This is a genomic window from Pedobacter steynii, from assembly GCF_900103665.1.
In the GTDB taxonomy this organism is placed as follows: domain Bacteria; phylum Bacteroidota; class Bacteroidia; order Sphingobacteriales; family Sphingobacteriaceae; genus Pedobacter; species Pedobacter steynii.
The window spans coordinates 465,570-489,703 of sequence record NZ_FNGY01000002.1 but is presented as its reverse complement, the minus strand read 5'-3'; the positions used below and the strand labels follow the sequence as shown (position 1 = coordinate 489,703).

The window sequence follows — 24,134 nt, the reverse complement described above, 5'->3', positions numbered from 1 at the left end:
TTTGCCTTCTGACAAAAGCGCAGCCCTATCTTAAATTAAATGCACTGAGCACAAATGAAGGTTTGCCAAGCAATCATATTTATGATATCCTGGAAGACAATAAGGGCTTTCTATGGCTGGCAACGGACAATGGGGTTTCCCGTTTTGACGGCAGATATTTCCAAAATTTCTCCGTCAGGGATGGTCTGCCATCAAATGATATCCTACAGGTTCTAAAATCTCCCGATGGGACCATTTGGGTAAATGCCTATAAACAAACACCTGCTTATTTTGATGAGATCAACAATAAGTTCATCACCTATCAAGGCAATAAACAATTAACTGAAATGGCAAAGTCATTGCTCGGGATGACGGGGATGGCAGATGGGACCATCCGCTTTCACAATGATTTGGGCATTGTATTTTTAAAAAATAAACAGGTATCCCAACAGCGTGGTAAAAATGATGGCTTTTTTACCATCCTCGTAAAAAACCAACCCGTTGATTTTGCAATTACAGAAGTTCTCCTAAAAAATAAGCGGCATTATACAAGGATCACTCTTAGTCAGAAAGGTAAAGAAACAGCTCAGATATCGATCCCTACAGGTCCCCGGATCATCCCGAAAACATTGGGCAACAATGACATTTACCTGTTTTCTGAGCAAAACGTTTACAAAGTTTCCGTTCAAAACATAAAGCCATTTTCTTATACCGTAGACTCCGTTACCAAACTGGGCCCGGATTACTGGCATAAATTTTCAGGCCAGAACCTGAGTGTGATCAACAGTAAAGGGTTTATCCATATTATGGATCAAAAAACGCTGACCTTACGCCATACCATCCCCAGCCGGTTTGCGGTAAACTGCGCTTATATTGACCGCCATAAAAACCTCTGGGTGGCAACACTCGATCAGGGGCTCTTATACTACAGCCAAAACGGGATACAGAAAATCACTACCAATGCAGACTTTATAAACCCCAATTTTTTAAGTCTCGCCGTAAATGCGAAGGGGGAGATCTTTGCCGGCAATTATTATGGCCAGGTTTTACAGGTAAAGAACGGGCAATATCGGAAGCACGACATTGCCGTAAACGCGCTTTTCCCATGGCATAGGAAAATCATCAACATTGGAACTGATATCGTCACCATCAGCGACGCCGGCTACAGCCTCAATTTCCGGAAATATGTTGGTGTATTGAATGCAAAAGGCACCCGGGCCTCCTTAAAGACTGCCATTGCGCTCAACGACAGCCTTATTATCCTTGGCAGTACTGCGGGATTAATTGAATTAAATGTGCGCAGACAAATGACCCGGACATTAAACAGTGCTTACGACAGGACTTTAAATCTTGTTAAAGCAGGTCAAAATGTGATTTATTACATTGGTGCGAAGGGCTTGTATAAGTACCGCCATGACCTCAATGTTTCGGAATTCATTCCTTTTAAAGGCTTCTCAGAAAAAAAGCTGACCTCTCTAACCTTTGCTGCAGACGGCACTTTATGGGCAAGTACCACCAGTGGCAGTCTCGTTATTTTTAAAGATGATCAGCAGATTGCAACCATTAGTGAAGACATCGGTTTGCCAGGAAATATCACGAAAATGCTCGCCGCCGGAAACAAAATCTGGATTGGCAGTAAAACGGGAATCAGTATTCTCGAATATGCAGGACCTGCGCCCAACTTCCGGTATTCCTTAAAGAATTTATCAAAAACCGATGGCCTGCCCTCCAATATTATCAATGACCTCGCCCTTTACCGGGATACTTTGTATGCGGCAACAGAAAATGGAGTTGCTAAAATCCCTGCCAACTATAGAAATCCTGGTTTTGAAGTGATCCCGGTGCTCACAGGCGTCAAAATAAACCAGGTTAAAACTGCCATCAGCAATGATTATACACTGGAAAGTCATCAAAATAATATTGCACTTCAGTTTGCAGGAATAGAACCCGGCGGGCATTTTAAGAACCTTCAATATGCCTTAAATGGTCCGCATCACTGGAACAAAATGGAAGGAAATACTTTAAATATTCAACTCAACAGTGGCGACAATGATTTATACGTTCGGGCGGTAGACATCAACAATCACATCAGTAAGCAGCAGCTGACCATTCATTTCTACCTGAAGACCCCCTTTTATAGGACCAAATGGTTTTGGATATTGATGGTCTTCCTTGGCACTGGTTTAATCTTTTGGTGGCTAAACATCAGAAAACTGAACCGTCAGAAGATTGCCTTTGAACAAACATTTGCGCTGGAACAACAACGCAATAAGATTACTGCTGATCTGCATGATGATATCGGAGCATCACTCAGCAGCTTACAGGTCAACAGTGCCGTAGCCAATCACTTGTTGAATAAAGATCCGAAACAGGCGAGAAAGATTCTGGAAAAGATAGAAAACCAGAGCAAGAACCTTGCAGACAAAATCGGAGATATCATCTGGAGTATGAAACCAGGAAAGGACGAATTTATGACCATGAGCAGCAGGATAAAGAACTTTGCCAATGACATCCTAAGTGCAACCGAGATCGACTACAAGATTAAAATAGCGCCTGAAATAGACAAAGCCGTTCAAGACATTAGCCTGAGAAAAAACATCGTCCTGATTACCAAAGAGGCGATTAACAATGCGGCAAAATACAGTAAGGCGGGCCAGCTCAACATTCGCATGGAAATGGAAAACCACCATATTAAACTCAGCATCACTGATAATGGAATTGGATTTGAAGCCAGTTCGCATCAGGGAAATGGCCTGGCCAATATGCGAAAACGGACAGAGGAATTACATGGGGTTTTCCTGGTCAGCTCCGGACCGAACAAAGGCACGACCATATCAGCCAGTATTCCTCTTGTCCCTTAAATTAATTACAGCCCGGTGCAGGATATGCTTTGTATATTTGAATTATGAGTATTCGCATTTTTATATACGATGATAATGCCGACAGACGGGATAGCCTAAGGGCCTTACTCAGTCTGAATGATCATTTTTTATATGTAGGTGAGGCATTGAACTGCAAAAATGTGCTGGCAGATATAGAACAGTTTTATCCGGATGTGGTCCTCATGGACATCAACATGCCCGAGGTGGACGGGTTGGAGGGATTAAGGTTGATCAAGAATAAATATCCCGAGGTAAAGGTACTGATGCAAACAGCCTATGACGACAACGAAAAAATCTTTACCAGCATAAAAAATGGTGCCAGTGGTTATATTTTAAAGAATGATAAACCACAACGGATCTTGCAGGCAATAGAAGAAGTGAATGAAGGCGGGGCAGCAATGAATCCGGCAATTGCCCAAAGGGTACTGGACTATTTTAGGCCATCGGACAAAAAATCCCCCTTAAGTCCGAAGGAAAATGAAGTCTTGTGTTTACTCGCAGAAGGTTTAAGCTATAAAATGGTTGCCGATCAACTGGGACTGAGTTTTCACACCATCAATACGCATACAAAACGGATCTACGAGAAGCTGCACATTTCATCCCTGGGCCAGGCAATTGCATATTATTATAAAAATCTCAAACCTTAGCACTTTTCCGGTAGGGCGCCTATATTTAGGGATTTATCCCTTCTATCTTTATTCCCAGATCATCCAATCCTTTCTCTTCCTCCAACACCTGGAATTTAAGCTGTTTATCCGCTGTAAAAAACCTGTAAATCGCCGAATAAGAAAGGCCGCTATCCATAAATAACTGATTTCCGATTGGAATTAATTCTGAAATATCATCCGGGTCGCCTGGATCCAGCTGAACATACAGCTTTCCATCCTTTACTGATAGTGTCCGATCCTCAGCAGCGCCCATTTTATACTTTCCTGAATATGCCTTTAACCCGTTTGAATCAATTGCAACCCTTGCCGGAATTGGCCTGTTGTACAATATGTTACGCGTATTTTTAACAGGAATTGACACTTCATCATAGTTCTGAAGTATAATGATCGTCTTGTCCTGATCTAAATGTCGTTCAATATAGGTGATATACCCCGCCCATGCTCCACTGTGTGAAGCAATTTTACCGTAAATCTTATTGTCTTCCAGGACCCAGCCATAACCGTAATGGGTATCTGTTCCGGTATCAGTTTTAACGGAACTAAAGATCTTCTTTTTATCTTCCGCATTGATCAGCTGATCTGTATATAATGCCCGGTCCCACTTTAGCAGGTCTTCCAATGTGGAGTTTACCATTCCATCTCCTACAATGCCATCCAGATAATGCGTATAATATGCTTTACCTAGCTCATCCGGCAGGATCTTTCCTTTAAGCGAATCCGGCACATAGCCCTTCGCATAATTTTTGATCAGCTGTGGCTGATACCTGCTCCTGTATACTAAGGAGTTTTTCATCTTCAATGGATTAAAGATATTTTCCTTTAAAAAATCTGCAAAGGATTTTTTCGATACCCGTTCAATGATGGTTGCCAGTAAAAGGTAACCGGTATTGCTGTATTCCCATTTTTCATTAGGAGCAAAATCAGCTTTAGGCTTTAGTTGCTGAAAAAGGTTGATGACATCCTGATTGACCGCGATCTTTGACTTATCCCAGTTCTTTTCACAAAGGTCCATATAATCAGGGAGGCCGCTGGTATGCCGGAGTAAATGATGAATGGTGATTCCTTTATAGCTGCTTAATTCAGGAATGTATAACCCAAGTTCATCTTCATATTTTAGTTTCCCTTGTTTTTCCAGCAGTACGATTCCCATTGCGGTGAATTGCTTAGAAACCGAGGCCAGTTCAAATACGGAATTCAGGTTTAGTTTTCTTCCGGTTTCAAAGTCTGCAAAGCCGAAACTCTTTTCATAAATTATCTTTCCTTTCTCCGCGATGAGGACATTGCCGTTAAGTTTACCTGCTTTAAACAAGCTGAGGTATAAACTATCAAACCTGGTATTTTTTTGTGCATAGCTGAAGTTGGGGGAGAGCAGGAGCGGCAGTAATGTTAATCTTTTCATCTGAAAATTTAAAAGTGGGTACGCGACCAAACGCACCCACAACCTAAACTACCATAGCGACCAAGCCATGATATTCTCTTTATAATTCCATTACGATCGCCCAATCGCAACGATTTAGTCATTTAAACGGAGAGAGATAATAAATAAGGACGAAAGTAATAATTTTCTTTAAATAACCTGATTATAATTTCATGAAATTATTTGTAATAATCTACAAAAAAATGAATATTAGAACAAAGATGGGCTTTTTTCGATATCATCAATGTAATTTTAACGTGGCAAAAGGGCCAAATGGCCTGAACTTTAATTAAGTTCTCCATCTGTTGCACCTGCGGTAGGCACTCTCAGGCTGTTGAAATCGACCTTGGGAATAGCAAAATGATTCTTCTTTCAGGACAGGTTCCTTTCCGCCCAATTGAGTTCTGCCGGCAGCCCCTGTTTAGAAAATTCGATGTGAATTACCCTTCTTTTACTGTTGTTGATGGTCCTTCCGGAACTGTGCAATAAGAGTGGTTTCATGATCATGGCCCCGCCTGAACTTACCCTGCAGCTGGTTTCCTTTTCAATTGACAAATCCAGCGCTGCCAATCGGGAGATTCCCTTTAAATGAGATCCGGAGATCACTTTTAGTGCTCCGTTATTTTCGTCTGTATCATCCAGATGAATCCGAACGGTAAACATTTGTTCCAGGATCTCCAAAGGGGGTTGAACTGCAAATTGCCCCTGCTTTACCGTCCAGTTTCCATACCCGGGAAGCTGTTCCTTTTTATCCACGGAGATGGTCAGGTCCTGGTGATAGGCGACAAACCAATTGGATTGTTCCGGTTTATCAAAGTAAATTGATTTCACCACAAAATACCCTTCGCCAAAAAACTGCTGAACCAGATTTTCAAAACGCTGATTAAAAATGATTGGATTGATTTCGGGGATTTCTTTCAGAAATTGCCGGATAGCGAATAAATCAGCTGATTTCCTGAACGTGCTTTTAGAACTGTCTGCCGCTTCTATGACACAGAGCATCTCTGCGATCTCTTCTTTTGAGAACACGGAATCAACAGTGGTAAAACCATTCTTTTCAAGTTCGCAGCGGCCTGAATCAAAATCTAACATGACAGCGAATATAAGAAAACTTGGTCAACAAGATTATAATTGTAACTTTGTTGCATTAATGAACATCAAACCGACATATCTTTCCGGCATATTTCCTCAGGCAGGAGCGGTTTTCCTATTGCTCATTTTTCTGAGCAACTTCCTGATTTCCTCCTTACACCATCATGAGGATTTATCTTCTCCTGCCGATAAGTATCAAAAGGAACAAGTTAAGCCCTTCTATGCTCCCTGCAAAACCTGCGATCTGATCAAACATCAATCTACAGACCTGAATTATACTGCTCCACAGGTATTCAGTTTCACACCTCCCCTACTGCAAAGGATAATGGCATTCCTGATTCCTCAGGCCACGTCCAGCTTTATCCTGAAATGCAGTAACAAAGGTCCCCCGGTCCTGCATTCTTAATTTTTTCTATTTCCTGATTAAGTTCCATTGCCCTTTCTTTCCGGGCAATGCATTTCTATATATGCTAATTTTTAAAGAATATGCTTCAAGCGATTTCCTTATCTAAACATTACCAGTCTCATGTAGCACTGGACAACCTTAACCTCGAAGTTAAAGCAGGTGAAATCTTTTGTCTTCTGGGCCAGAATGGCGCAGGCAAGACCACGACCATCAATCTTTTTCTGGGATTTACAGCCGCCAGTTCCGGGAAGGCACTCATCAACAACAAAGAAGTCCGATCCGGATCTGCGGAGACCCGAAAACACATCGCTTATATACCTGAAGTGGTGATGCTTTATGGCCAGCTTACGGCATTAGAGAATCTGGATTATTTCAGCATGCTTGCGGGTTTCAGCTACGATAAAGAAAGCTTATCCTCCTTTCTTTCCCAATGTGGTTTGCAGGAATCTGCACATTACAAACCACTCTCCGGCTTTAGCAAAGGCATGCGCCAAAAAGTCGGCATCGCCATTGCATTGGCAAAAAACGCGGCCGTTATTCTCATGGACGAGCCCACCAGCGGGCTTGATCCCAAGGCGACTGACGAATTTACCGAACTCGTAAAAGCACTCGGACTTCAAGGCAAATCCATACTCATGGCCACCCACGACATATTTAATGCGGTTAATATTGGCACCCATATCGGAATTATGCGTCAGGGGAAACTGATTCATACCCTTAAAGCCACAGATATCAATGCCAATGACCTCCAAAAATTATACTTAGAAACCATCTAAATGATCCTCAGCTATATCAAACCCATTTTAACGCTACTACTACTAACCTCGGTTTTTTCGCTCTCTGTTCAGGCACAAACAAAAGTTTCAGGAACGGTGACGGATCAACAAAACCGGCCGGTCAAACAGGTAACCCTGAAATTCAGAAATGGCAAAGACATTTTAAATACTTCAAGTGATTCCAATGGTCATTTTCAATTTGTTTTACCAAAGGCCGGTAATTATTTACTTAGGGCCAGTGCCGTTGGCTTTACAACCTTCCAGGAAACCTTTCAGGTTCTGGAAAAACAAGAACTGCAAATAGACACCATCAAGCTTTCCGCATCCAGCGAAGAACTTCAAACTGTGGAAGTAATTGGTACCAGCGCGAAGAAATATTACGGAGATTATTCCTTTTCTGCCACTAAAACGGCTTCTTTAAATAAGGATATCCCACAGGCGATTTCTTCTGTTTCCAAGGAACTCATCGCCGATCGTCAGGCTTTTACCCTCGCAGATGCGATAAAAAATGTTCCGGCGGTTACGCAAAACAGTTTTTACAACCAGTTTTCCATTCGGGGAATTAATCAGAATGAAGAAGGGGCCATCATTAACGGCATGCGGACCAGACAGCATTACTTCCTCCAGCCGTTAACGAGTAACATAGAGCGGATTGAAGTCATAAAAGGGCCGGCGAGTGCTTCTTTTTCCAGCGCTGATCCGGGTGGAACGATCAATCTCGTGACCAAAAAACCACTTAGCGAAGACAGGAAACAGGTGAGCATTTCTGCAGGAAGCTTCAGCACCATCCGTGGGACCCTGGATTTCACAGGACCACTCAATAAGGAGAAATCCTTACTTTACCGTTTAAATCTCGGTTATGAAGACAGCAAAAGCTTTCGGGACCTGCAGTATAAAAAAGCCTACCTCATCTCCCCCTCCTTCTCTTATATCCCCAATGCACAAACGGCCTTGAATGTCGAACTTGTTTTAAACAACAACAAAACAAGGTTAGACCGCGGACAAGCGATCTTTGGTGCTATTGCTGGCCAGACTGACCTGAAAAGCACCCCTATTACCTTCAATATGGGCGCCAGCAATGACCGTTACCGTACCAGCGACATCATGCTCATGAGTAATTTATCGCATGCCTTTACCAAAGACATCGTATTTAACATCGCTTATATGAAGCAGACCTGGGACGAAGACCTCCTGGAACACCGCACGACAAATGTTTACGGCCTGGACGAGGCAGGAAATGCCATACCCACCCTTGCCGGGCTGAGGGCCATTCAAAGACAGCAAAGTTTAAATACCGATAACATCAGCAGTTATTTTAGCATCAATGCGGCAACCGGACCATTGCAGCATAAGATCGTTGTTGGTTACGACCGCATCAGCGTTCAGAAATACCGGGGAGGAGCAGAAAGTTCAGCCCAGGGTTATCGTTTGAAAAGCGGCGGGATTGCCCCAAAGTATGACCCTTTAAAGAAAGACCTTTATATATTTCAAACGGTTAACGGAATGAATATTCCCGTTCCAAACGTTGCTCATTTTAACCTCGCCAAACCACTATATACCCTCCGCGATCTGAGTGAATATGTTTTCACACAAAATGAGATTTCTCCGGCCTATTCTCTCGCGAATGGCATTTATATTCAGGACCAGATCAAATACAACAAATTAACACTTTTGCTTGGATTGAGACAGGAATGGCATGATGACTACAGCAATTACAAAGTTGACAATCAGAAAAAGAGCTCCAGAAAAAAAGTATTGCCAAGGTTTGGGATTACCTATGAACTTAACCCGAATGTCAATATTTACGGGACTTACCTTCAGGGCTATCAGCCACAAGGCAATACTTCAAATTTAGTGGTCGTTCCTCCGCCTGCAGGCACAAATTACAAACCATTAACCAGCGATCTGAAAGAGATCGGTGCCAAATCTGAATGGATGAACCGCACATTGATGGTCAACCTTTCCATTTTTGAGATCAATCAGAAGAATCTGCTGATGAATGCAAATGACCCGATTGATCCGAACAAATTAATCGAACGTGGTGCACAGCGCAGTCGCGGGATAGAAGTAGAAGCCTCTGGTTTTATCCTCCCCAACTGGCAGTTTAATGCCGGTTACAGCTATGTAGATGCCTTGATTACGGAAGATTACAATCCCATCTTAAAGGGTCAGCGTGTACAGAATACGCCTCAGCACAGCGGAAGCCTCTGGACAAGGTATGACCTTAATGAAAACCGGATTTTAAAAGGTATAGGAATTGGCGCCGGCATTCAATACAGTGGAGATAAACTTCCCTGGTACACCAGGGATTTTACCCTGCCTGCCTATACCCTTATCGATGCGGCATTGTATTATTCGCCTCCAAAATCAAGGGTTCAGCTGGCTATGAATGTCAATAACGTATTCAATCAGACCTATTGGGTGGGTGCGCAAACTTACCTGAGGTTATTTCCCGGAACACCTAGAAATGTGATGTTCAATGCCACTTACCGATTCTGATCCTTCTATATAAATTCATATGAAAACGATATTTATCATTGCCGGGAGAACCTGGAAAACCGCTTTCAGCAATCCCGCTACTTTAGCGCTGACCCTCATCCTGGGTCTTGCTTTATGCCTGGCTACTTTTATCGGATGGCAAAATTTTAAGAGCCAGAATGCCCAGCGGTTAAAATATAAGGAACTGGTGCGGGAAAAATGGCTGGAAAAACCAGATAAACATCCCCATAGGATGGCCCATTACGGCTACCTTGCCTTCCGCGATAAGCATGAACTCAGCTTTTTTGACTTCGGTATAGAAAGCTTTGCCGGGGTTTCCATTTTCCTTGAGGCCCATAAGCAAAACACGGTTAACTTTAGCGAAGCGGGTTTTTCCAATGGGATGCTTCGGTTTGGGGAGATGAGTGTTGCCATGGTGCTTCAATTGCTCGTTCCTTTATTGATCTTTTTTCTGGGTTATAGCTCGATCTCTGCTGAGCGCGAGAGCGGAACGCTGAAGATCATCCTGTGCCAGGGTGTTAGCTGGCGACAACTCCTGTTTGGCAAAACACTCGGCATCATTACCTTGAGTTTCAGCTTATTTATTCCCATCATCCTGTTAACGGTACTATTGTGGGCCATGCTGAGCGAATGGCAGGTGAGTGCAGATTCGTCCCTGCGCCTCGCCTTCCTTGTGTTGAGTTATACCATTTACTTTATCATCTGTGCAGGTATTGCAGTGCTCATCTCTGCCTTTCACCGAAGTTCAAAAGCGGCTTTAACCACTTTGCTCATTTTATGGGTTTTCTTTGCCATTGTCATGCCCCGGATTACTCAGGCGCTGGGCGTAATTTTATACCCGGCTCCTTCAAAAATGGAGTTCGCTGCCGCCATCGGATCAGACCTTCATGAGCAGGGCGACAGCCATGATCCTGACGATCCCCATTATGCGCAGTTAAAAGCAGCGGTGTTAAAGCAATACCAGGTAGATGATGTTAAAAAGCTGCCTTTCAACTATGGCGGTTATGTGATGGCTGAAGGCGAAAAGATTTCAGCAGGGATTTACAATCAGCATCAGCAGGAACTCAATAAAAACTTTGAACAACAAAACAGTTTCAGCGTTGCCGCCAGTTACCTGAACCCTTTTTTAGCCATCAAGAACTTATCCATGGCATTGACCGCCGCTGATTTCAAAACCTATATTGATTTTCAGGCCCAGGCAGAAGCCTACCGATATGGTCTGGCGCAACGCATGAACAAACTGCAGATTGAAAAAATCAGCAATATTGCACCCGGAGAAAAGGAAAAACCGCTCTCTATCAGTCGTTCCAACTGGGCAGAACAGCCAGATTTTCAATACAAATTCAAGCCCGTTAGTAACGTGATTTCAAACCACCTCTGGAGCATTCTATCGCTTTTCTGCTGGCTCTTCGCTGTACTGATTGTCCTAGGTTTTTCATCACGCCGACTAAAAGCATTATCATAACAGAAAAATGAATCCAACAATATATCGATTAGAATTTAAGCTGTTTTTTAGAAATAAAGCAGCCTTGTCCGGCATCCTGATCCTACTGATCAGTGGATTTGCGGGGTTATACTTCGGGAAGAAATTTATCCGGCAGCAGGATCTGGTGATTGAAAAGGCAGGCAGGATGCAACAAGAGCAGACCAGCACCAACATCAAACACTTCGGCAAAGATCCCGGTTTATTGCTGTACCACAACAAGTTTTCCATGGTTAATGTTCCCGATCGCTGGGCGGCCTTTGCAAACGGACAGCGGGACATCAATCCTTATCTCCTCCCGGTAACCATGCTTGCCGTAGAAGGCCAAATTTATGATACCGACCTCAGCAATCCTTCTACCCTCCTGTTGGGAAATATGGACCTGGCTTTTGTCTTTATCTTTTTGTTCCCGCTGGTGATCATTGCCTTTACTTATTCCCTGCTTTCCTCAGATCAGGAATCGGGCGTCTGGGCAGTCCTTAAATCACAATCCGGAAATCTGTTGCGTCTGATCTGGCGAAAGTTCTCCATCAGGGTCTTCAGCATCTTTGCAGTAGCATTGGTATTGATGATCAGCGCGCTGTTTTACCTTCAATTGCCTGCAGACCTCCGGTTTTTAGTAGTACTCCTCTTGTTAAGTCTCTATCTGCTCTTTTGGTTCTCTTTATCCTTCTGGGTGATCTCCCTTGGCAGGTCATCGAACTACAATGCCGTATTGCTGATTTCTTTCTGGGTTGTCCTGAACATCATCGCTCCGGCAATGCTGAATGTTTGGCTCACCCAACAATATCCGGTTCCTGAAGCCCTTGAGACACTGGTAAAACAAAGAGAAGGATATCACGAAAAATGGGACATCGATAAAAGTAAAACCATGGACAAGTTCTATCAGCACTATCCGCAGTTTAAGCAATATCCCTTTCCTGCGGAGTTGAGTTTCAGTTGGTATTGGTATTATGCCATGCAGCAAATGGGTGATGATGAGGCTTTACCAGGCGCAATGTCGATGTCTGAGAAATTGATTAAAAGGCATCATTTCACCAACCTGAGCAGCCTATTCTTACCTGGAATTCAGACACAACTGAGGCTCAACGAACTCGCTGGCTCTGATCTGGAAAACCACCTCAATTTCCAGAAAGCAGTAAAAGCCTATCATGAAAAAATACGTTTGTACTTCTACCCCCTGATCTTTCAAAATAAAACGATTGCAAAGGTTCAATGGGACAAGTTTAAAGTAGCACCATACACAGGACATACGACAGGAAATGTCTGGCAGCATCTTTTATCTGTTGGCATTTTAGTGTTGTTATTTACGACACTCGCCATTTACAATTTCAGAAAACGGATCAGCCTGTTTTAGTCATCCTCAGCAAATTTATTCCTGATAACCGATCGGTATCGGGGATAAATTTGCTTTTTATTTTATAAATTAACCTCATGAATTCATCACGCAGACATTTCATCAAGAACATCTCTTTTGCGACAGCTTTGCTTGTCGGAGGTGGTGTTAAATATTTAACCGCATCGGAAGTCCATGAACTGAAACCAAAGGTCAGGCTTCGTTTTGTTGTCGCCTCTGACGGTCATTACGGGCAGCCAAAAACTCCGTTCGATGAATCCTTCTCTGCCATTACCCGACACATTAACCAGTTTCATCAGCAAAATCCACTGGATTTCTGTGTCATCAACGGCGACATCATCCACGACAATAAAGATTTGCTGCAAACCGCAAAGCAGAAGCTTGATCATTTAACCATGCCCTATTATGTAACCAGGGGAAATCACGATAAAGTAACTTCTGCTCATTGGGAATCCGTTTGGAAAACTCCTTTAAATCATGATCTTGTCGTCAAAAAAAATGCGATCCTGCTTGGGGATACCTCTAACGAGAAAGGAGAATACCTATCACCCGATTTAGTCTGGCTGGAAGCGAAACTCGAGGCCTATAAAAAGCTGCAACACACCTTTATCTTTCTTCATATTCCACAGTCCAAATGGACTGCCAACGCGATTGATACCCCTGCTTTCTTTGAATTGCTAAAAAAATATCCCAATGTTAAAGCTGTTTTCCATGGGCATGAGCATGACCAGGATGGTGTTAAAATGAAGGACAACATTCCTTTTTTGTTTGACAGTCATTTTGGGGGTAACTGGGGAACAAATTACAAAGGTTTCCGGGTGGTGGAATTGCTAAAAGACCATTCGATGCTGACCTATCTGATGAACCCTACAGAAAAAATTAACCTGAACATTTATTAATTGTATTTTTATTGAAAGATATCACACCTATGGCCTTACCAAACATTTTCAGTCAGCCTGTTGTTGACGACACCATTCAACGCATCAATACCCTACGTTCGGATACTCCTGCACAATGGGGCAAAATGAATGTTTCCCAAATGCTTGCACATTGCTGTGTAACCTACGAAATGGTATATGAGGATAAGCATCCGAAACCAGGTGCTTTGATGAAACTGATCCTGAAATTATTGGCGAAGAACAAGGTGGTCGGTGAAGCTCCCTTTAAACAGGGTGGCCCAACAGCACCTGCATTTATCATAAAAGAACAAAAAGATTTTGAGGTAGAAAAAGGCCGGTTAATTGCTTTTATCCAAAAGACACAGCAATTAGGCGAAGCTCAGTTTGACGGAAAAGAATCACATTCTTTTGGAATCCTGAATAAGACAGAGTGGAACAACATGTTTTACAAGCACTTAAACCACCACTTAACGCAGTTTGGTGCCTAAAAATAAGGCAGTACTTCTGAGTCACCTTACCGGGCGACTGCTGATCCGGGACTTGAATCCGCATGATCTGGACTTTATTCATGCGCTGCACCTCATTCCTGAGGTACAGCGTTATGCGACAATGGACGTTCATGAATCAATAACCGCATCCAACGATTACCTGAACAACTATATCGAACAGCAAAGTACTGCGCCAAGGAAGGAATATGGTTTTTGTATTTCATTAACCGACCAAACTCCGGTTGGCTTAATCGGCCTAAGCAATTGTTCCGATAAATTCAAAAATGCGGAACTATGGTTTAAGTTAGCCCCTGAGTACTGGGGGAAAGGCTATACCACTGAGGCCGCTTTAGCCCTCCTCGAATTTGGCTTTAGACAATTACTGCTTCATAGAATTGAAGCCGGTGTGGCTACAGAAAATGCCGCTTCTATCCGTGTTTTGGAAAAGATCGGAATGAAAAGAGAAGGCCTGCGCAGGAAAATTCTCCCAATCAGAGGCGAATGGAAAGACAATTATCATTATGCCCTGCTGGAAGAAGAATTCCTTTCTGATGATTTACAAATTAATTCTTATCCCATTTAAGATAACGATATTCCGGATTATGACCTAAAAACAAGGGATTTTCTCTAAATTCCCCTACACATTAGCATTCAGAATTATTCACAAGAGAGAATAAAGATCATTTTTATTAATCGACAAATTAACTTGTTACCAAATATTCATAAATTTCTATTCATTACAGATAATGTTTGGCATTAATTTTGTCAATACAAATCTTTTCTTTGACACAAAGGAATATATTTTAACAATTCTCTATTTTATTATTCTAAAATTTAATCTCAAACCTCTAAAACTCCCCCTATGAACAATTACAAATACTTTGAACAAGAAGGCAACAAATACCACCTGAAGACACAATTCGTTTTTATCGGATTTATTGGGGGACTGTTTTTAATCGGCGGACTTGCATTGGTTTTCACTAAAGGAATGACAGACAAAGCGAACATGTGGATCGGCATAGGTATGGCGGTGTTAGGTGTGATGTCCTTACTTCGTCTTACAGCAAAAACAACCATAGACATGCAGTCTAATCAGATTCTGATGAAAAGGAGCTTTTTCTCTTCGGAAGTGGCCTATAGCCTCGACAACTTCGAAACCTTTCTTGTTTCCCGTACAGTTTCGCTATTTGGCCTGACGATGAATGGAGCGGGAAGTATGGTCATGAATATCAATGGCAAAGAAAAAATCCTGTTGCTGAACCATTCCATTTTTACGATAAAGCCGTTAAATGACATGGTCAATGAAGCTTTGCATATCATGAAAATTGAGGACTAATTATGGCACTCTATAATTTAGAATACTCAGGCAACAGGATGAGTTTCCAGCCTAACCTGAGTATATATACTAAAATAAAAGCGTTCCTGGTTGCTATTCTCTTATGTTTTGCCGTCGTTCCTTTCTTACCGATCGGATTTGATGTAAAGCGAATCGTTTACCTGATTGGGGCAGGTTTATGTGGTTATGTGATTTATGATTTTGTATTCATCGCCAGAGTCACTATGATTTTCGACAAAAACACACGTAAGGTGTATAAGAAAATACCAGGTATTTATACCAAAACCCTGATGGATTTTGATGAGGTACGATTGGTAAATGACACTAGTTATGGGACATTAATGTATACTATTGGCGCCAAAACTACTCGTTTTGTAAACAACCATCCCATCAGTGATAATTTTTCAGACAGTAAAAAAGGCATCAAAAAGCAGGAAGAATTTGAAGCAACAATACTGGAACCAATGATGGAATTTATCAAATAAGCTTAATTCTGTAATTGAAGTGGCAATTCAAAAGAGAAGGTGGATCCTTTTCCCGGACTGCTCTCCACCCAGATCTTTCCCTGGTGACGGTCAATAATTTCTTTACTGATATACAAACCGATTCCCAAGCCTGATGCATTGCCACTGGGCTTTTTTATTTGGTAGAACCTGGAAAATATATGCTCCTGTTCCGGCAGCTCTATTCCCGGTCCGAAGTCCTGCACAGACAGTTGCAGGCGATGCTGTGCTTCCAGCACAGCGACCCTCATTTTGTTGGTATTGGGCGCGTATTTGATCGCATTAGAAACAAGGTTAATGATCACCTGCTCCAGCCGTTGTTTATCTGCATAGACGTTCAGCATACCGGCCGGATGGTCCAAATTGATCTCATGACCGGGATGGTTCTGCTGCATCACTTCTATCACCTCTTTTAATAAATCATTGAAATCAAAGCTGGTAAAGGTATAGGGCAATTTTCCGGTCTGAATCTTTGTGACGTCCAACAGATCCGAGATCAGGGAAATCAGCTTTGCAACCTGATTTCTGGCCTTAAATACCAGCTCTTTGTCTTTATCTTCCAGCTTAAGTGAACGTTGGACCAGCTGCAGGAAAGCATCAATACTCGTTACCGGTGTTTTCAACTCATGACTGGCCATTCCGATGAATTCATCCTTTCTGGAATTCATGATCTGAATATCATCGTACAACTTTTGTAACTGCGCTTCCGATTGTTTCTGCATACTGATGTCACGTGCGATTTTAGAAGCTCCGATAATGCGCCCTTTCTGGTCCCGTATCGGTGATACAGTCAGAGAAATCGGCACAGATTGTCCATTTTTTGTGATGCGGACCGTTTCAAAATGTTCGATGTTCTTGTTGTTACGAACCCGGTCAATGATCAGATTTTCTTCATCGAGACGATCTTTAGGGATCAATAAAGAGATGTGCTTACCCAACACTTCCTTTTCTGTATAGCCAAATAATTTTTCCGCTCCCTGATTCCAGCTGGTAATTAAACCATCCAGTCCTTTACTCACAATCGCATCTTCAGAATATTCGATGATTGCCGCCAGCATCGCCTGCTTCTTTTCTCCTTGTCTTTGTTCGGTAATGTCCAGCAGCGTATTTACTGCTCCCTGCAACACTCCAAGTTGATCAAACAAGGGAACCGGGCTTGGCAACAGATTTTTCATGGTTCCATCAGGGCATTGAATTATGATTTCTTCATCTATCACAGGTAGTCCTTCTTTTAATGCACGGGCCATAGGGCAGCTATCCAGTGCCATCGGCGTTCCATCCGGCCAGAAAATCTTCCAGGAACCGCACCAGAGCTCTTTCCCCAGCTCAGGTTCCCTCCCCCATAAATCTGCAGCGGCTTTATTATAAAAAGTCAGGTATCCCAAATGATCACAGGTATATACTGCCACTGGCAGACAGTCAAATAATTCAACAGGCAACAATCCTGAACTTAGGTTAGCGGGAATTTTCGTTATCATTTATCTGGTCCGGTCTCGTTAGGTTATCCTATAAACAAGTTAAACAGTTTTTTCCTTAAAATGTTTATCCGGTTACAAAGTATTACAGATATGTCCTATGCTCATTTTTTCCTGGAAGGTTCATATATTTTCATGCCTCCCTGCAGGAGTCATACCGGCGATCATAAAACAGCAGGTAAGGTCAAAGCGCTGATTAATCCATCGAGATCTGTCGCCATTTATCAGGAATAAGGTCTGCAGTATTTAATGGAATACTCAGCCATTCTTTAGGTGCCATAATGAGGCTATTTTCAACACTTCCCAGGTAGGCGGCCCACCATGAAAAGGAACTATTTGCAATAATAAAGTGTTTACATAAGCTCATCAGCTGCAATATATATTCATTGTGTTGATCCTGAAAATGATCCTCCACAAAAACAACATCTTCGGCAGCCGTTATATTGGCCTTACACCAGGCAATATCATCAGAAAAGATGTAAAAAACAGCATTTGAATATTGATTACGGGCAATATCTATTGCTCTTTCCAGGTAAAACTCGCTCACTGTTCTATGAAAATCAGGTGCCAGCAGATAGTCGCCACGACGAACTTGAACCATTACCGATTCTGTTTCTTTGATTTGATTCCCCAAGGTCAACCAGCGCTCCTGTAAGGGATACAAATATTGAAAATCAGCTTTTATCACCGCTTTAATCTCATCAAAGTAACGATAAGACTGCCAGTATCCCATCAGCTTAACCGGAACGTCGGAAGGCAGCTGTTTTAATGCTTCCAGTAAGCCTTTATCATAAGTGTTTTCATGTCTTTCAAAAACTTGATGGACTGTTTCTCCGGGATTGAATTGTTCCCTATTAAGAAACTCAATATCCAGATTAAAAATGTCCAGATTATAGGTTCTATCCGGATTTCCAGACAGGCTAAAAGCATGATCGTCTATCAGCAACTGCCTATTGAGCATCAGTGACAAACTTCTTCCAAAGGCATATTGAAACATCTGATTACCTAAGCCACCTGTCAGCTCTACAATTATCATATATCCTGAGTAATTAATATTTTCTTTACAAGTTTTTAACCGAATAGCAGCGAAGAACTAATTTAGCCCAGACCTCTAAAAACAGAGCAATGGCACCGTACTAATTAATTATAAAAACCAATAAACACCTCTAAATTAATTATTTATCTATTAAATAGGCAACCTATTTTCACGCAAACGTTTGACTGCGATCAAAAACACAAGATCCTTTGCTTTATGACCTTTATATCATCCTCCAAGACAAAAAATCAAACGAGATATAAACCAATAAAACTGAAGCTCTTTATTTTTTTGATAAAGCGACTTTTAATCCGAGGAGAATAAATACGATGCCGGTTGTTTTATTCATGATCGCTTCTGCTTTTTTATTTCTATTAAAAAGGGCGGCTACCCGACTCCCCAACAAGGCGAGCAATGTACACCAAACCAAGGTAATAAAAAAGATAATGGAGCCCAGCAATAAATACGGGACTGGATTATTAATCGCTGAAGCATTGATAAACTGCGGTAAGAACGCTAAGAAGAAAATGGCAATCTTAGGATTTAAAACATCGCTTAAAAATGCAGTAAATAACATTTTACCATTTCTGACCGGCTTGATCTGACCAGATGTAATTTCAGTTTGAGGCGTTTTGGCAGTAAGAGATTTATATCCGATATAGATCAGGTAAGCAGCACCCAGGTATTTAATCAGGCTATAGGCGAAGGCAGATTTTGCCAGAATTAAGGACAGTCCAAAAGTAGCGGCGCAGGTATGGACCAATAAACCTAAACTTACACCAATGGCGGAATACAAACCCGCAGTTTTTCCCTGAGAAATACTTCTCGTTAGTACCATGATCGTATCTATTCCCGGCGTGATGACCACTATAACTGCTGCCAGAATAAAAGCAGCAAGATTTTCTATACCATACATAATGAGCTGATTTTAAGCTAAAATAACATTTTGATTACCAATAAAGAAATCACAGCCCAATGTTTGGAAAAAATTACAATTCCGTCCCGCTAGCTATTGAATTGCCGAAGGTGGTGATCGGTATGCTTATAGACCAAAATTCCAACTTGCGCTCTTGTCAATTTCCCGAAAAAAGAATGTTCAATATCAGTACATGGTGCATTCGGATATTCCTCCAGTAAAGCAATCCATTTCTTTCTTTCGGCCAGTACATCCCCATGATTGATTTTCACCTTAAGCTCGGGAAGTGTAGGGACGTTTTGCCTGATAGGTCTATCCTGTATAAATTCTTTTAGGGCCATTCGGCCAAACAAACGACCGATAAATGCCCGTTTATACCGGGTCTTTCCCAGCATCATTTCTTCGTAGACCGTGCAATGCTTCAACATCTGATAGATGTTCATTTTACCCCATTTGGAAGTGCTATTTTCATCAAGGGTATTGATCCGCCCGATCAGGTCCGCTCTGGTGCTGTTGTCAAAAATTGATTTCATCTTTTCCGGATTATAGTTAAAGTCCTTTTGAACAACATGCATTTTTTTCACGCATAAGGATTAAACAAATGTACAGCCGAGATCACAAACAAGTAGGGTGTACTATTGCCATTTAAAGGTGTTGTTTTGGACAAGCAAACATGACTACCCCCCCCCTTTTTTCTATAAATCGGCCATAAGAAATAGTAACATTTATTTTATTTTCTAATAAAATAAAAATATTTAATATCAGTTCAACATTTATTATATATTTGCGCGAAATATAAACACACACACCTATATGAAATCAAAATTTACGCTTCTAATCCTACTTCTGGCAATTTTTGCTTCCTGCAAAAAAACCACTAATGTTGATGTTAAGCTTTCTACCAGCGGAAAACTCAGCTATAGACTGACTGACGACGCCGGTAAAGGACTGCCAAATGTAAAAGTATCTTTATTCGATCGTCAGGACAATTACTCAAATACCAATATCCTTCTGGACACACGTCTGACGGACCCTAATGGTCTGGCTGACTTCGGAGACCTTAATCCAAACAATTACCTGCTTGTTGCAGATTCACCGAAGGTGAATAATATAGCCTATTTCATTCAGGAATATGTTCAGGTAATAACGGGTGCCGTTAAGCAAAAAGAGGTAAAAGTTACAGATCATTCGGGGACGTTTAACATTGTAGTTAAATCCTACAATAATCCCAATCAACCTTTAAAAAATATAGGTGTCATGATGATTCCATCAGCTAAGTTCAATTATTCCTTATCTACTGTTGCCAATTTAAAAGTCGCAGACGCTTCAGGATTAACTAACGCAGACGGTTTAGTCACATTTAAAGTCCCTTCAAATAAACAGTATACGATATACCTTTATAATTCGGTTACAAACGCAGTTTTCAACTATAATGGTAATTTATTGGTACAGAAAGGTGCTACGTATAGTTATACAACTGGTGTATATCTGCAATAGTTTGAATATGAAATATAAAATCATGCTTCTGCTAGGCCTGACTGTGCTCACACTCTCCTGTCAGAAGATTACAAACGTCAAGTTGGTTGATGGTATCAGTACGGGAAAACTGAGCTACAAAGTAGTTGATGATTCCGGAAATGGCCTGGCTGGCATTAATGTTTCAATTTACGACAGCAAAATTATTTACAGTGCAACCTCTCCAAATCCCAATGCGCTGATTGGCACCGTCAAGACGAATCCGGAAGGTATTGCCAATTTTTCAGATTTATTACCTCAAAATTATCTGTTGACTGCGGACTCTCCCATTGTCAATAAGGTTAAATACCGTACAGAGGAATTCGTTCAGGTCGTTGCTGATACAGAGAAAAAAAAGGCCGTCAAAGTCACTGATTTTTCAGGCCTCTTAAACATCACGCTGATTTCCAGGAATGATTACAGAAGCCCTTTAAAAAACATGGGGGTTGTGGCCTTTCCCGGTAACGGCAGACAGCCTAGTTCAGATCAAATCAGAGCGATTATAAATGAATCGCCACTTAAGGGGGTAACTGATGGCAATGGATTTTTATCTATTAAAGTTCCTTCAAACATTTATTTCGATTTCATCGTATATAATCTGGAAAACGGCAACTTTGGTTCCGGATACGGAATCTATACTACCGCAAAGAACGGAAAGAACATCTTTAGCATCTATTCCTATCCTCTTTAAATTAGGTTATTAATTCGGATCAGAAATTAACCCTCAGATCATGAAGCCAGGCAGCTTTACAGCCTAAAGATTTCACAATCCTTAGGCTGTAAAGCTGAATTTCGGGTAACCCTGCTGATCAAACAAGCGTTCAACAACCAGATTTTTAATCAAACAACATCCGCACCTCTATTGTTATTTACCTGTCAAGCAGGTTATTATTCATTTAATTTTCAATCACATGAATACTCAGGAAGTAGCAAACAAATTGGTTCAACTTTGTCGTGAAGGCAAAAATGAAGAAGCCATCAATGAGCTCTATCACGATCGTATCGTAAGCAGAGAGCCACAGGGTTCTCACATGGAGTTAACAGAAGGCAAAAAAGCTGTTTTAGGTAAAACCCAGGAATGGCTGAATAGTGTCGAGGAGATACACAGTTCCACCATATCAGATCCGATAGTGGGTGATAATTTTTTCTCTTGTATCATGGATATTGATGCCACCTATAAACAGCATGGCAGAATGCCTATGAGTGAAGTTTGTGTTTATGAAGTTAACGACGGCAAGATTGTGTCGGATCAGTTCTTTTATAAGACCTCCTGATCCGTATTCCCGGAGGAGGCTCACAAAAGGTCATTTGATAATTTCTTTATCAAATGACCTTTTTGTTTGAAATGAAAATCTTTTATTTATCTTCAAACTAGATTTACAGTGTTTTTGACTTCTACTGTAACTGAAGCTTTCTATATGGATAAATTTAAGAATTTAGTAATCGTTTCATTTTGTCTGGCAAATCTGATTTTAGCTTGCACAACCAGTCAGAAGAAACAGGAAAAAGTAGTAAAGCAGGATACATTGACGCCTAAAGTCTCCGCCGCCGTAATCCAAACCGACAGTCTTGCCGCTCCGCAGCAAACACCAGATCAACTGATCGCGTTATTCCAACAGCAGCCTTCTTTCAGTACCCTTGATTCAGTTGAAAATGCCCTGCAAATACAACTTCCTGCGCTTCCTCTAGAACAACGGTATAAATTATTAGCGCAATGGCAAAAAGTATTGACTCCTCTTATTAATCGCCTGGATTCGCGGCAGGCGAAGTTATTGCCCATATTTGATCAATTAGAAATCAGCTGGATTGATGGAGAAACCACTAATAACCGCAGAAAAAGAGTGGAGACTAAGTTCCAGAAGGGCTTATCTCCGGAACAGAGATTACTTTTTCAACAACTCCTCAACCACCACATTGAAATCAAACACGAAGAAGAAACCGGAGCTATTTTTCACCTTAGCCCCAGTTATTGGAAATCACTGTTCGCCTCGAATCTGGAAAAGGACGACCGAAAGTTCTGGGATCAGACTGCCTTAGAGAATGACCCTGTAATTGATTATGACGCCGGTTTAGCAATAGATAGAGTTACGCTTGGCGACTGGGCCTTTTACTGGGAGCAATTTTTAAAGCAATACCCGAAAAGTCATTATAAAAAGGAAGCGCAACAGAATTATCAGAATTACCTGAGCCATTTATTGGTTGGTCTGGAAAACACTCCTACAACAGAAGACAATTCGAATAAGGTCTTGCCAGAAGTAGCGCTGGATTTTGATCAGATCAGCAAACGCCATCCCGGCAGTGATGTTGCCCTTTCAATTGTGTCTTTTAGAAAGACCCTGGCCGCATCTAAAGACAAACCAGACCTTCTTAGCCTGAGTAAATCGTCGATTATACCCCTGGCTAAATAATGTGATCGTTTAATTTCTGGAATCTGGTATCGAATTTGTACAATGAAAGTTTGTGGAATGTTTTTATAATTATAAGAACAACAACAAATCTCTAATTAACTACCAATAAATCGATTATCATTTTAAATGAAAAACACACAAGAATTAGGTGCCTTAAAAAGTAAGCACAGTCCGGGGAAAGGGTTTACATATTTTGCAATTTCCATACTTATTTTATTTTCTGGAATTTCTGGAATGATTTATTTTGAAGGAATTCTTGCAATCAAAGAAGGAAAGATGAATTTTTCAGGAGACATCAGCATACTTTACTGGTCCATTGCATTTATCATGGGGCTTGGATTAATCATTTTGCTGACGGCTTTAAAGCTAAGCCAGGGCAAGACTTTTCATCTCTATGAAAAGGGAATTCTGACGGAAGGAAAAGCGGAAAATAAAGTCCAGCTTTTTGAAGATATGGAAGACCTCTACCTATTCAGTTCCGGTCGGACATTTATAACGAATAACATTGCTTTTCGAAGCAGAAAAGAAGGAAGCTGGGAAACGATTACGGTCAGATATACACAGGTACTGAAGGCCATTGAGTTCATCAGCAATCAGCATGAGGCCTTATATGTACCCAAAGCATTAAAAGAACTGGAAGCAGGTCTGCCTGTTACTTTTCAATACATTTCTTATGGTGCGGCAATTGGTAAAAAGCTATTTGCAACGGGTACAACTTCTTTCTTAAATGTTCAACCAAAAGAGATTATCGTTCACCAGGATCATCTGGTAATTGATGCTAAAAAAATCATGATCACAGACCTTCAAGGTTTCTCTGTAAATAACTGGACAAGCCAGATCAACCTGTACAACAAAGAAAACAAGGTCGTTTTCAGTACCGCTACCAATGGTGTTTTTAGCGGTCAGAGTTTTGCTGCTTTATTAGACCGGTTAATCAATCAGAAATAAAGTCAGACCTATTGTCTTTTTGATGCAAATCAATATTTATTTTCATATCTT

At 41.4% G+C, this 24,134-nt stretch carries 23 protein-coding genes; 17 read left to right on the top strand and 6 right to left on the bottom strand.

All coding sequences use genetic code 11. From position 1 onward, the window contains the following. The first annotated feature begins 62 nt into the window (after positions 1–62). Positions 63–2,840, top strand: coding sequence for a sensor histidine kinase (locus tag BLQ87_RS06285; protein WP_074605286.1), 2,778 nt, complete (start codon positions 63–65; stop codon positions 2,838–2,840). A gap of 44 nt (positions 2,841–2,884) precedes the next feature. Further along, positions 2,885–3,508 carry a response regulator gene (locus tag BLQ87_RS06280; RefSeq protein ID WP_074605285.1) on the top strand — a complete coding sequence of 208 codons (624 nt, stop codon included), beginning with the start codon at positions 2,885–2,887 and terminating at the stop codon, positions 3,506–3,508. Between the two features lie 25 nt (positions 3,509–3,533). Here BLQ87_RS06280 and BLQ87_RS06275 read toward each other — a convergent pair whose 3' ends face one another. Both BLQ87_RS06275 and BLQ87_RS06270 read right to left on the bottom strand, forming a co-directional pair. Further along, complete coding sequence (locus tag BLQ87_RS06275; protein WP_074605284.1) at positions 3,534–4,928, bottom strand: serine hydrolase domain-containing protein; 1,395 nt, start codon at positions 4,926–4,928, stop codon at positions 3,534–3,536. Between the two features lie 390 nt (positions 4,929–5,318). Beyond that, complete coding sequence (locus BLQ87_RS06270; protein WP_074605283.1) at positions 5,319–6,038, bottom strand: phytanoyl-CoA dioxygenase family protein; 720 nt, start codon at positions 6,036–6,038, stop codon at positions 5,319–5,321. 58 nt (positions 6,039–6,096) lie between these two features. Between BLQ87_RS06270 and BLQ87_RS06265 the strand changes: the two genes are divergently transcribed. The 10 genes from BLQ87_RS06265 (at position 6,097) to BLQ87_RS06220 (ending at position 15,767) form a co-directional block, all read left to right on the top strand. Continuing rightward, positions 6,097–6,444, top strand: coding sequence for a hypothetical protein (locus BLQ87_RS06265; RefSeq protein WP_176832990.1), 348 nt, complete (start codon positions 6,097–6,099; stop codon positions 6,442–6,444). Positions 6,445–6,524: 80 nt separating this feature from the next. After that, positions 6,525–7,220, top strand: coding sequence for an ABC transporter ATP-binding protein (locus BLQ87_RS06260; RefSeq protein ID WP_074605281.1), 696 nt, complete (start codon positions 6,525–6,527; stop codon positions 7,218–7,220). Then, a complete protein-coding gene (locus BLQ87_RS06255; protein ID WP_074605280.1) occupies positions 7,221–9,719 on the top strand; it encodes a TonB-dependent receptor in 2,499 nt (832 codons plus the stop codon). A gap of 19 nt (positions 9,720–9,738) precedes the next feature. Continuing rightward, on the top strand, positions 9,739–11,184 hold the full coding sequence (locus BLQ87_RS06250; RefSeq protein WP_074605279.1) for an ABC transporter permease: 1,446 nt from the start codon (positions 9,739–9,741) through the stop codon (positions 11,182–11,184). Between the two features lie 7 nt (positions 11,185–11,191). Further along, positions 11,192–12,559 (top strand): DUF3526 domain-containing protein, encoded by a 1,368-nt coding sequence (locus BLQ87_RS06245; protein WP_083361715.1) that lies wholly within the window; start codon positions 11,192–11,194, stop codon positions 12,557–12,559. A gap of 77 nt (positions 12,560–12,636) precedes the next feature. Then, positions 12,637–13,458, top strand: a complete 822-nt coding sequence (locus BLQ87_RS06240) for a metallophosphoesterase family protein (protein WP_074605278.1) — start codon at positions 12,637–12,639, stop codon at positions 13,456–13,458. Between the two features lie 11 nt (positions 13,459–13,469). Beyond that, a complete protein-coding gene (locus BLQ87_RS06235) occupies positions 13,470–13,946 on the top strand; it encodes a DUF1569 domain-containing protein (protein WP_245723803.1) in 477 nt (158 codons plus the stop codon). Continuing rightward, a complete protein-coding gene (locus BLQ87_RS06230; RefSeq protein WP_074605646.1) occupies positions 13,939–14,529 on the top strand; it encodes a GNAT family N-acetyltransferase in 591 nt (196 codons plus the stop codon). Before BLQ87_RS06235 ends, BLQ87_RS06230 begins: the two co-directional genes overlap by 8 nt. A 279-nt stretch (positions 14,530–14,808) precedes the next feature. After that, positions 14,809–15,282 (top strand): hypothetical protein, encoded by a 474-nt coding sequence (locus BLQ87_RS06225; protein WP_074605276.1) that lies wholly within the window; start codon positions 14,809–14,811, stop codon positions 15,280–15,282. A 2-nt stretch (positions 15,283–15,284) separates the two neighbouring features. Then, on the top strand, positions 15,285–15,767 hold the full coding sequence (locus BLQ87_RS06220) for a hypothetical protein (RefSeq protein ID WP_074605275.1): 483 nt from the start codon (positions 15,285–15,287) through the stop codon (positions 15,765–15,767). A 2-nt stretch (positions 15,768–15,769) separates the two neighbouring features. Here BLQ87_RS06220 and BLQ87_RS06215 read toward each other — a convergent pair whose 3' ends face one another. From BLQ87_RS06215 to BLQ87_RS06200, 4 genes are all read right to left on the bottom strand, one after another. Then, entirely contained in the window at positions 15,770–17,263 is a 1,494-nt protein-coding gene (locus BLQ87_RS06215) for a sensor histidine kinase (protein WP_074605274.1), read from the bottom strand. 193 nt (positions 17,264–17,456) lie between these two features. Next, positions 17,457–18,296 carry an alpha-1,2-fucosyltransferase gene (locus BLQ87_RS06210; protein ID WP_074605273.1) on the bottom strand — a complete coding sequence of 280 codons (840 nt, stop codon included), beginning with the start codon at positions 18,294–18,296 and terminating at the stop codon, positions 17,457–17,459. A gap of 283 nt (positions 18,297–18,579) precedes the next feature. Continuing rightward, the gene (locus BLQ87_RS06205; RefSeq protein ID WP_074605272.1) at positions 18,580–19,212 is read right to left on the bottom strand and encodes a LysE family translocator; all 633 of its coding nucleotides are present in this window, start codon (positions 19,210–19,212) and stop codon (positions 18,580–18,582) included. A gap of 89 nt (positions 19,213–19,301) precedes the next feature. After that, positions 19,302–19,745 (bottom strand): DinB family protein, encoded by a 444-nt coding sequence (locus BLQ87_RS06200; protein ID WP_074605645.1) that lies wholly within the window; start codon positions 19,743–19,745, stop codon positions 19,302–19,304. 280 nt (positions 19,746–20,025) lie between these two features. Here BLQ87_RS06200 and BLQ87_RS06195 point away from each other — a divergent pair, with 280 nt between their 5' ends. The 5 genes from BLQ87_RS06195 to BLQ87_RS06175 all read left to right on the top strand — a co-directional run bounded on the left by BLQ87_RS06195 (position 20,026) and on the right by BLQ87_RS06175 (position 24,083). Further along, the gene (locus BLQ87_RS06195) at positions 20,026–20,709 is read left to right on the top strand and encodes a hypothetical protein (protein ID WP_074605271.1); all 684 of its coding nucleotides are present in this window, start codon (positions 20,026–20,028) and stop codon (positions 20,707–20,709) included. Positions 20,710–20,716: 7 nt separating this feature from the next. Next, entirely contained in the window at positions 20,717–21,418 is a 702-nt protein-coding gene (locus tag BLQ87_RS06190) for a carboxypeptidase-like regulatory domain-containing protein (protein ID WP_074605270.1), read from the top strand. A 220-nt stretch (positions 21,419–21,638) separates the two neighbouring features. Beyond that, positions 21,639–22,001 carry a nuclear transport factor 2 family protein gene (locus tag BLQ87_RS06185; protein WP_074605269.1) on the top strand — a complete coding sequence of 121 codons (363 nt, stop codon included), beginning with the start codon at positions 21,639–21,641 and terminating at the stop codon, positions 21,999–22,001. A 144-nt stretch (positions 22,002–22,145) separates the two neighbouring features. After that, positions 22,146–23,135 (top strand): hypothetical protein, encoded by a 990-nt coding sequence (locus tag BLQ87_RS06180; RefSeq protein WP_074605268.1) that lies wholly within the window; start codon positions 22,146–22,148, stop codon positions 23,133–23,135. Between the two features lie 126 nt (positions 23,136–23,261). Next, positions 23,262–24,083 carry a hypothetical protein gene (locus BLQ87_RS06175; protein WP_074605267.1) on the top strand — a complete coding sequence of 274 codons (822 nt, stop codon included), beginning with the start codon at positions 23,262–23,264 and terminating at the stop codon, positions 24,081–24,083. Positions 24,084–24,134: the final 51 nt, after the last annotated feature.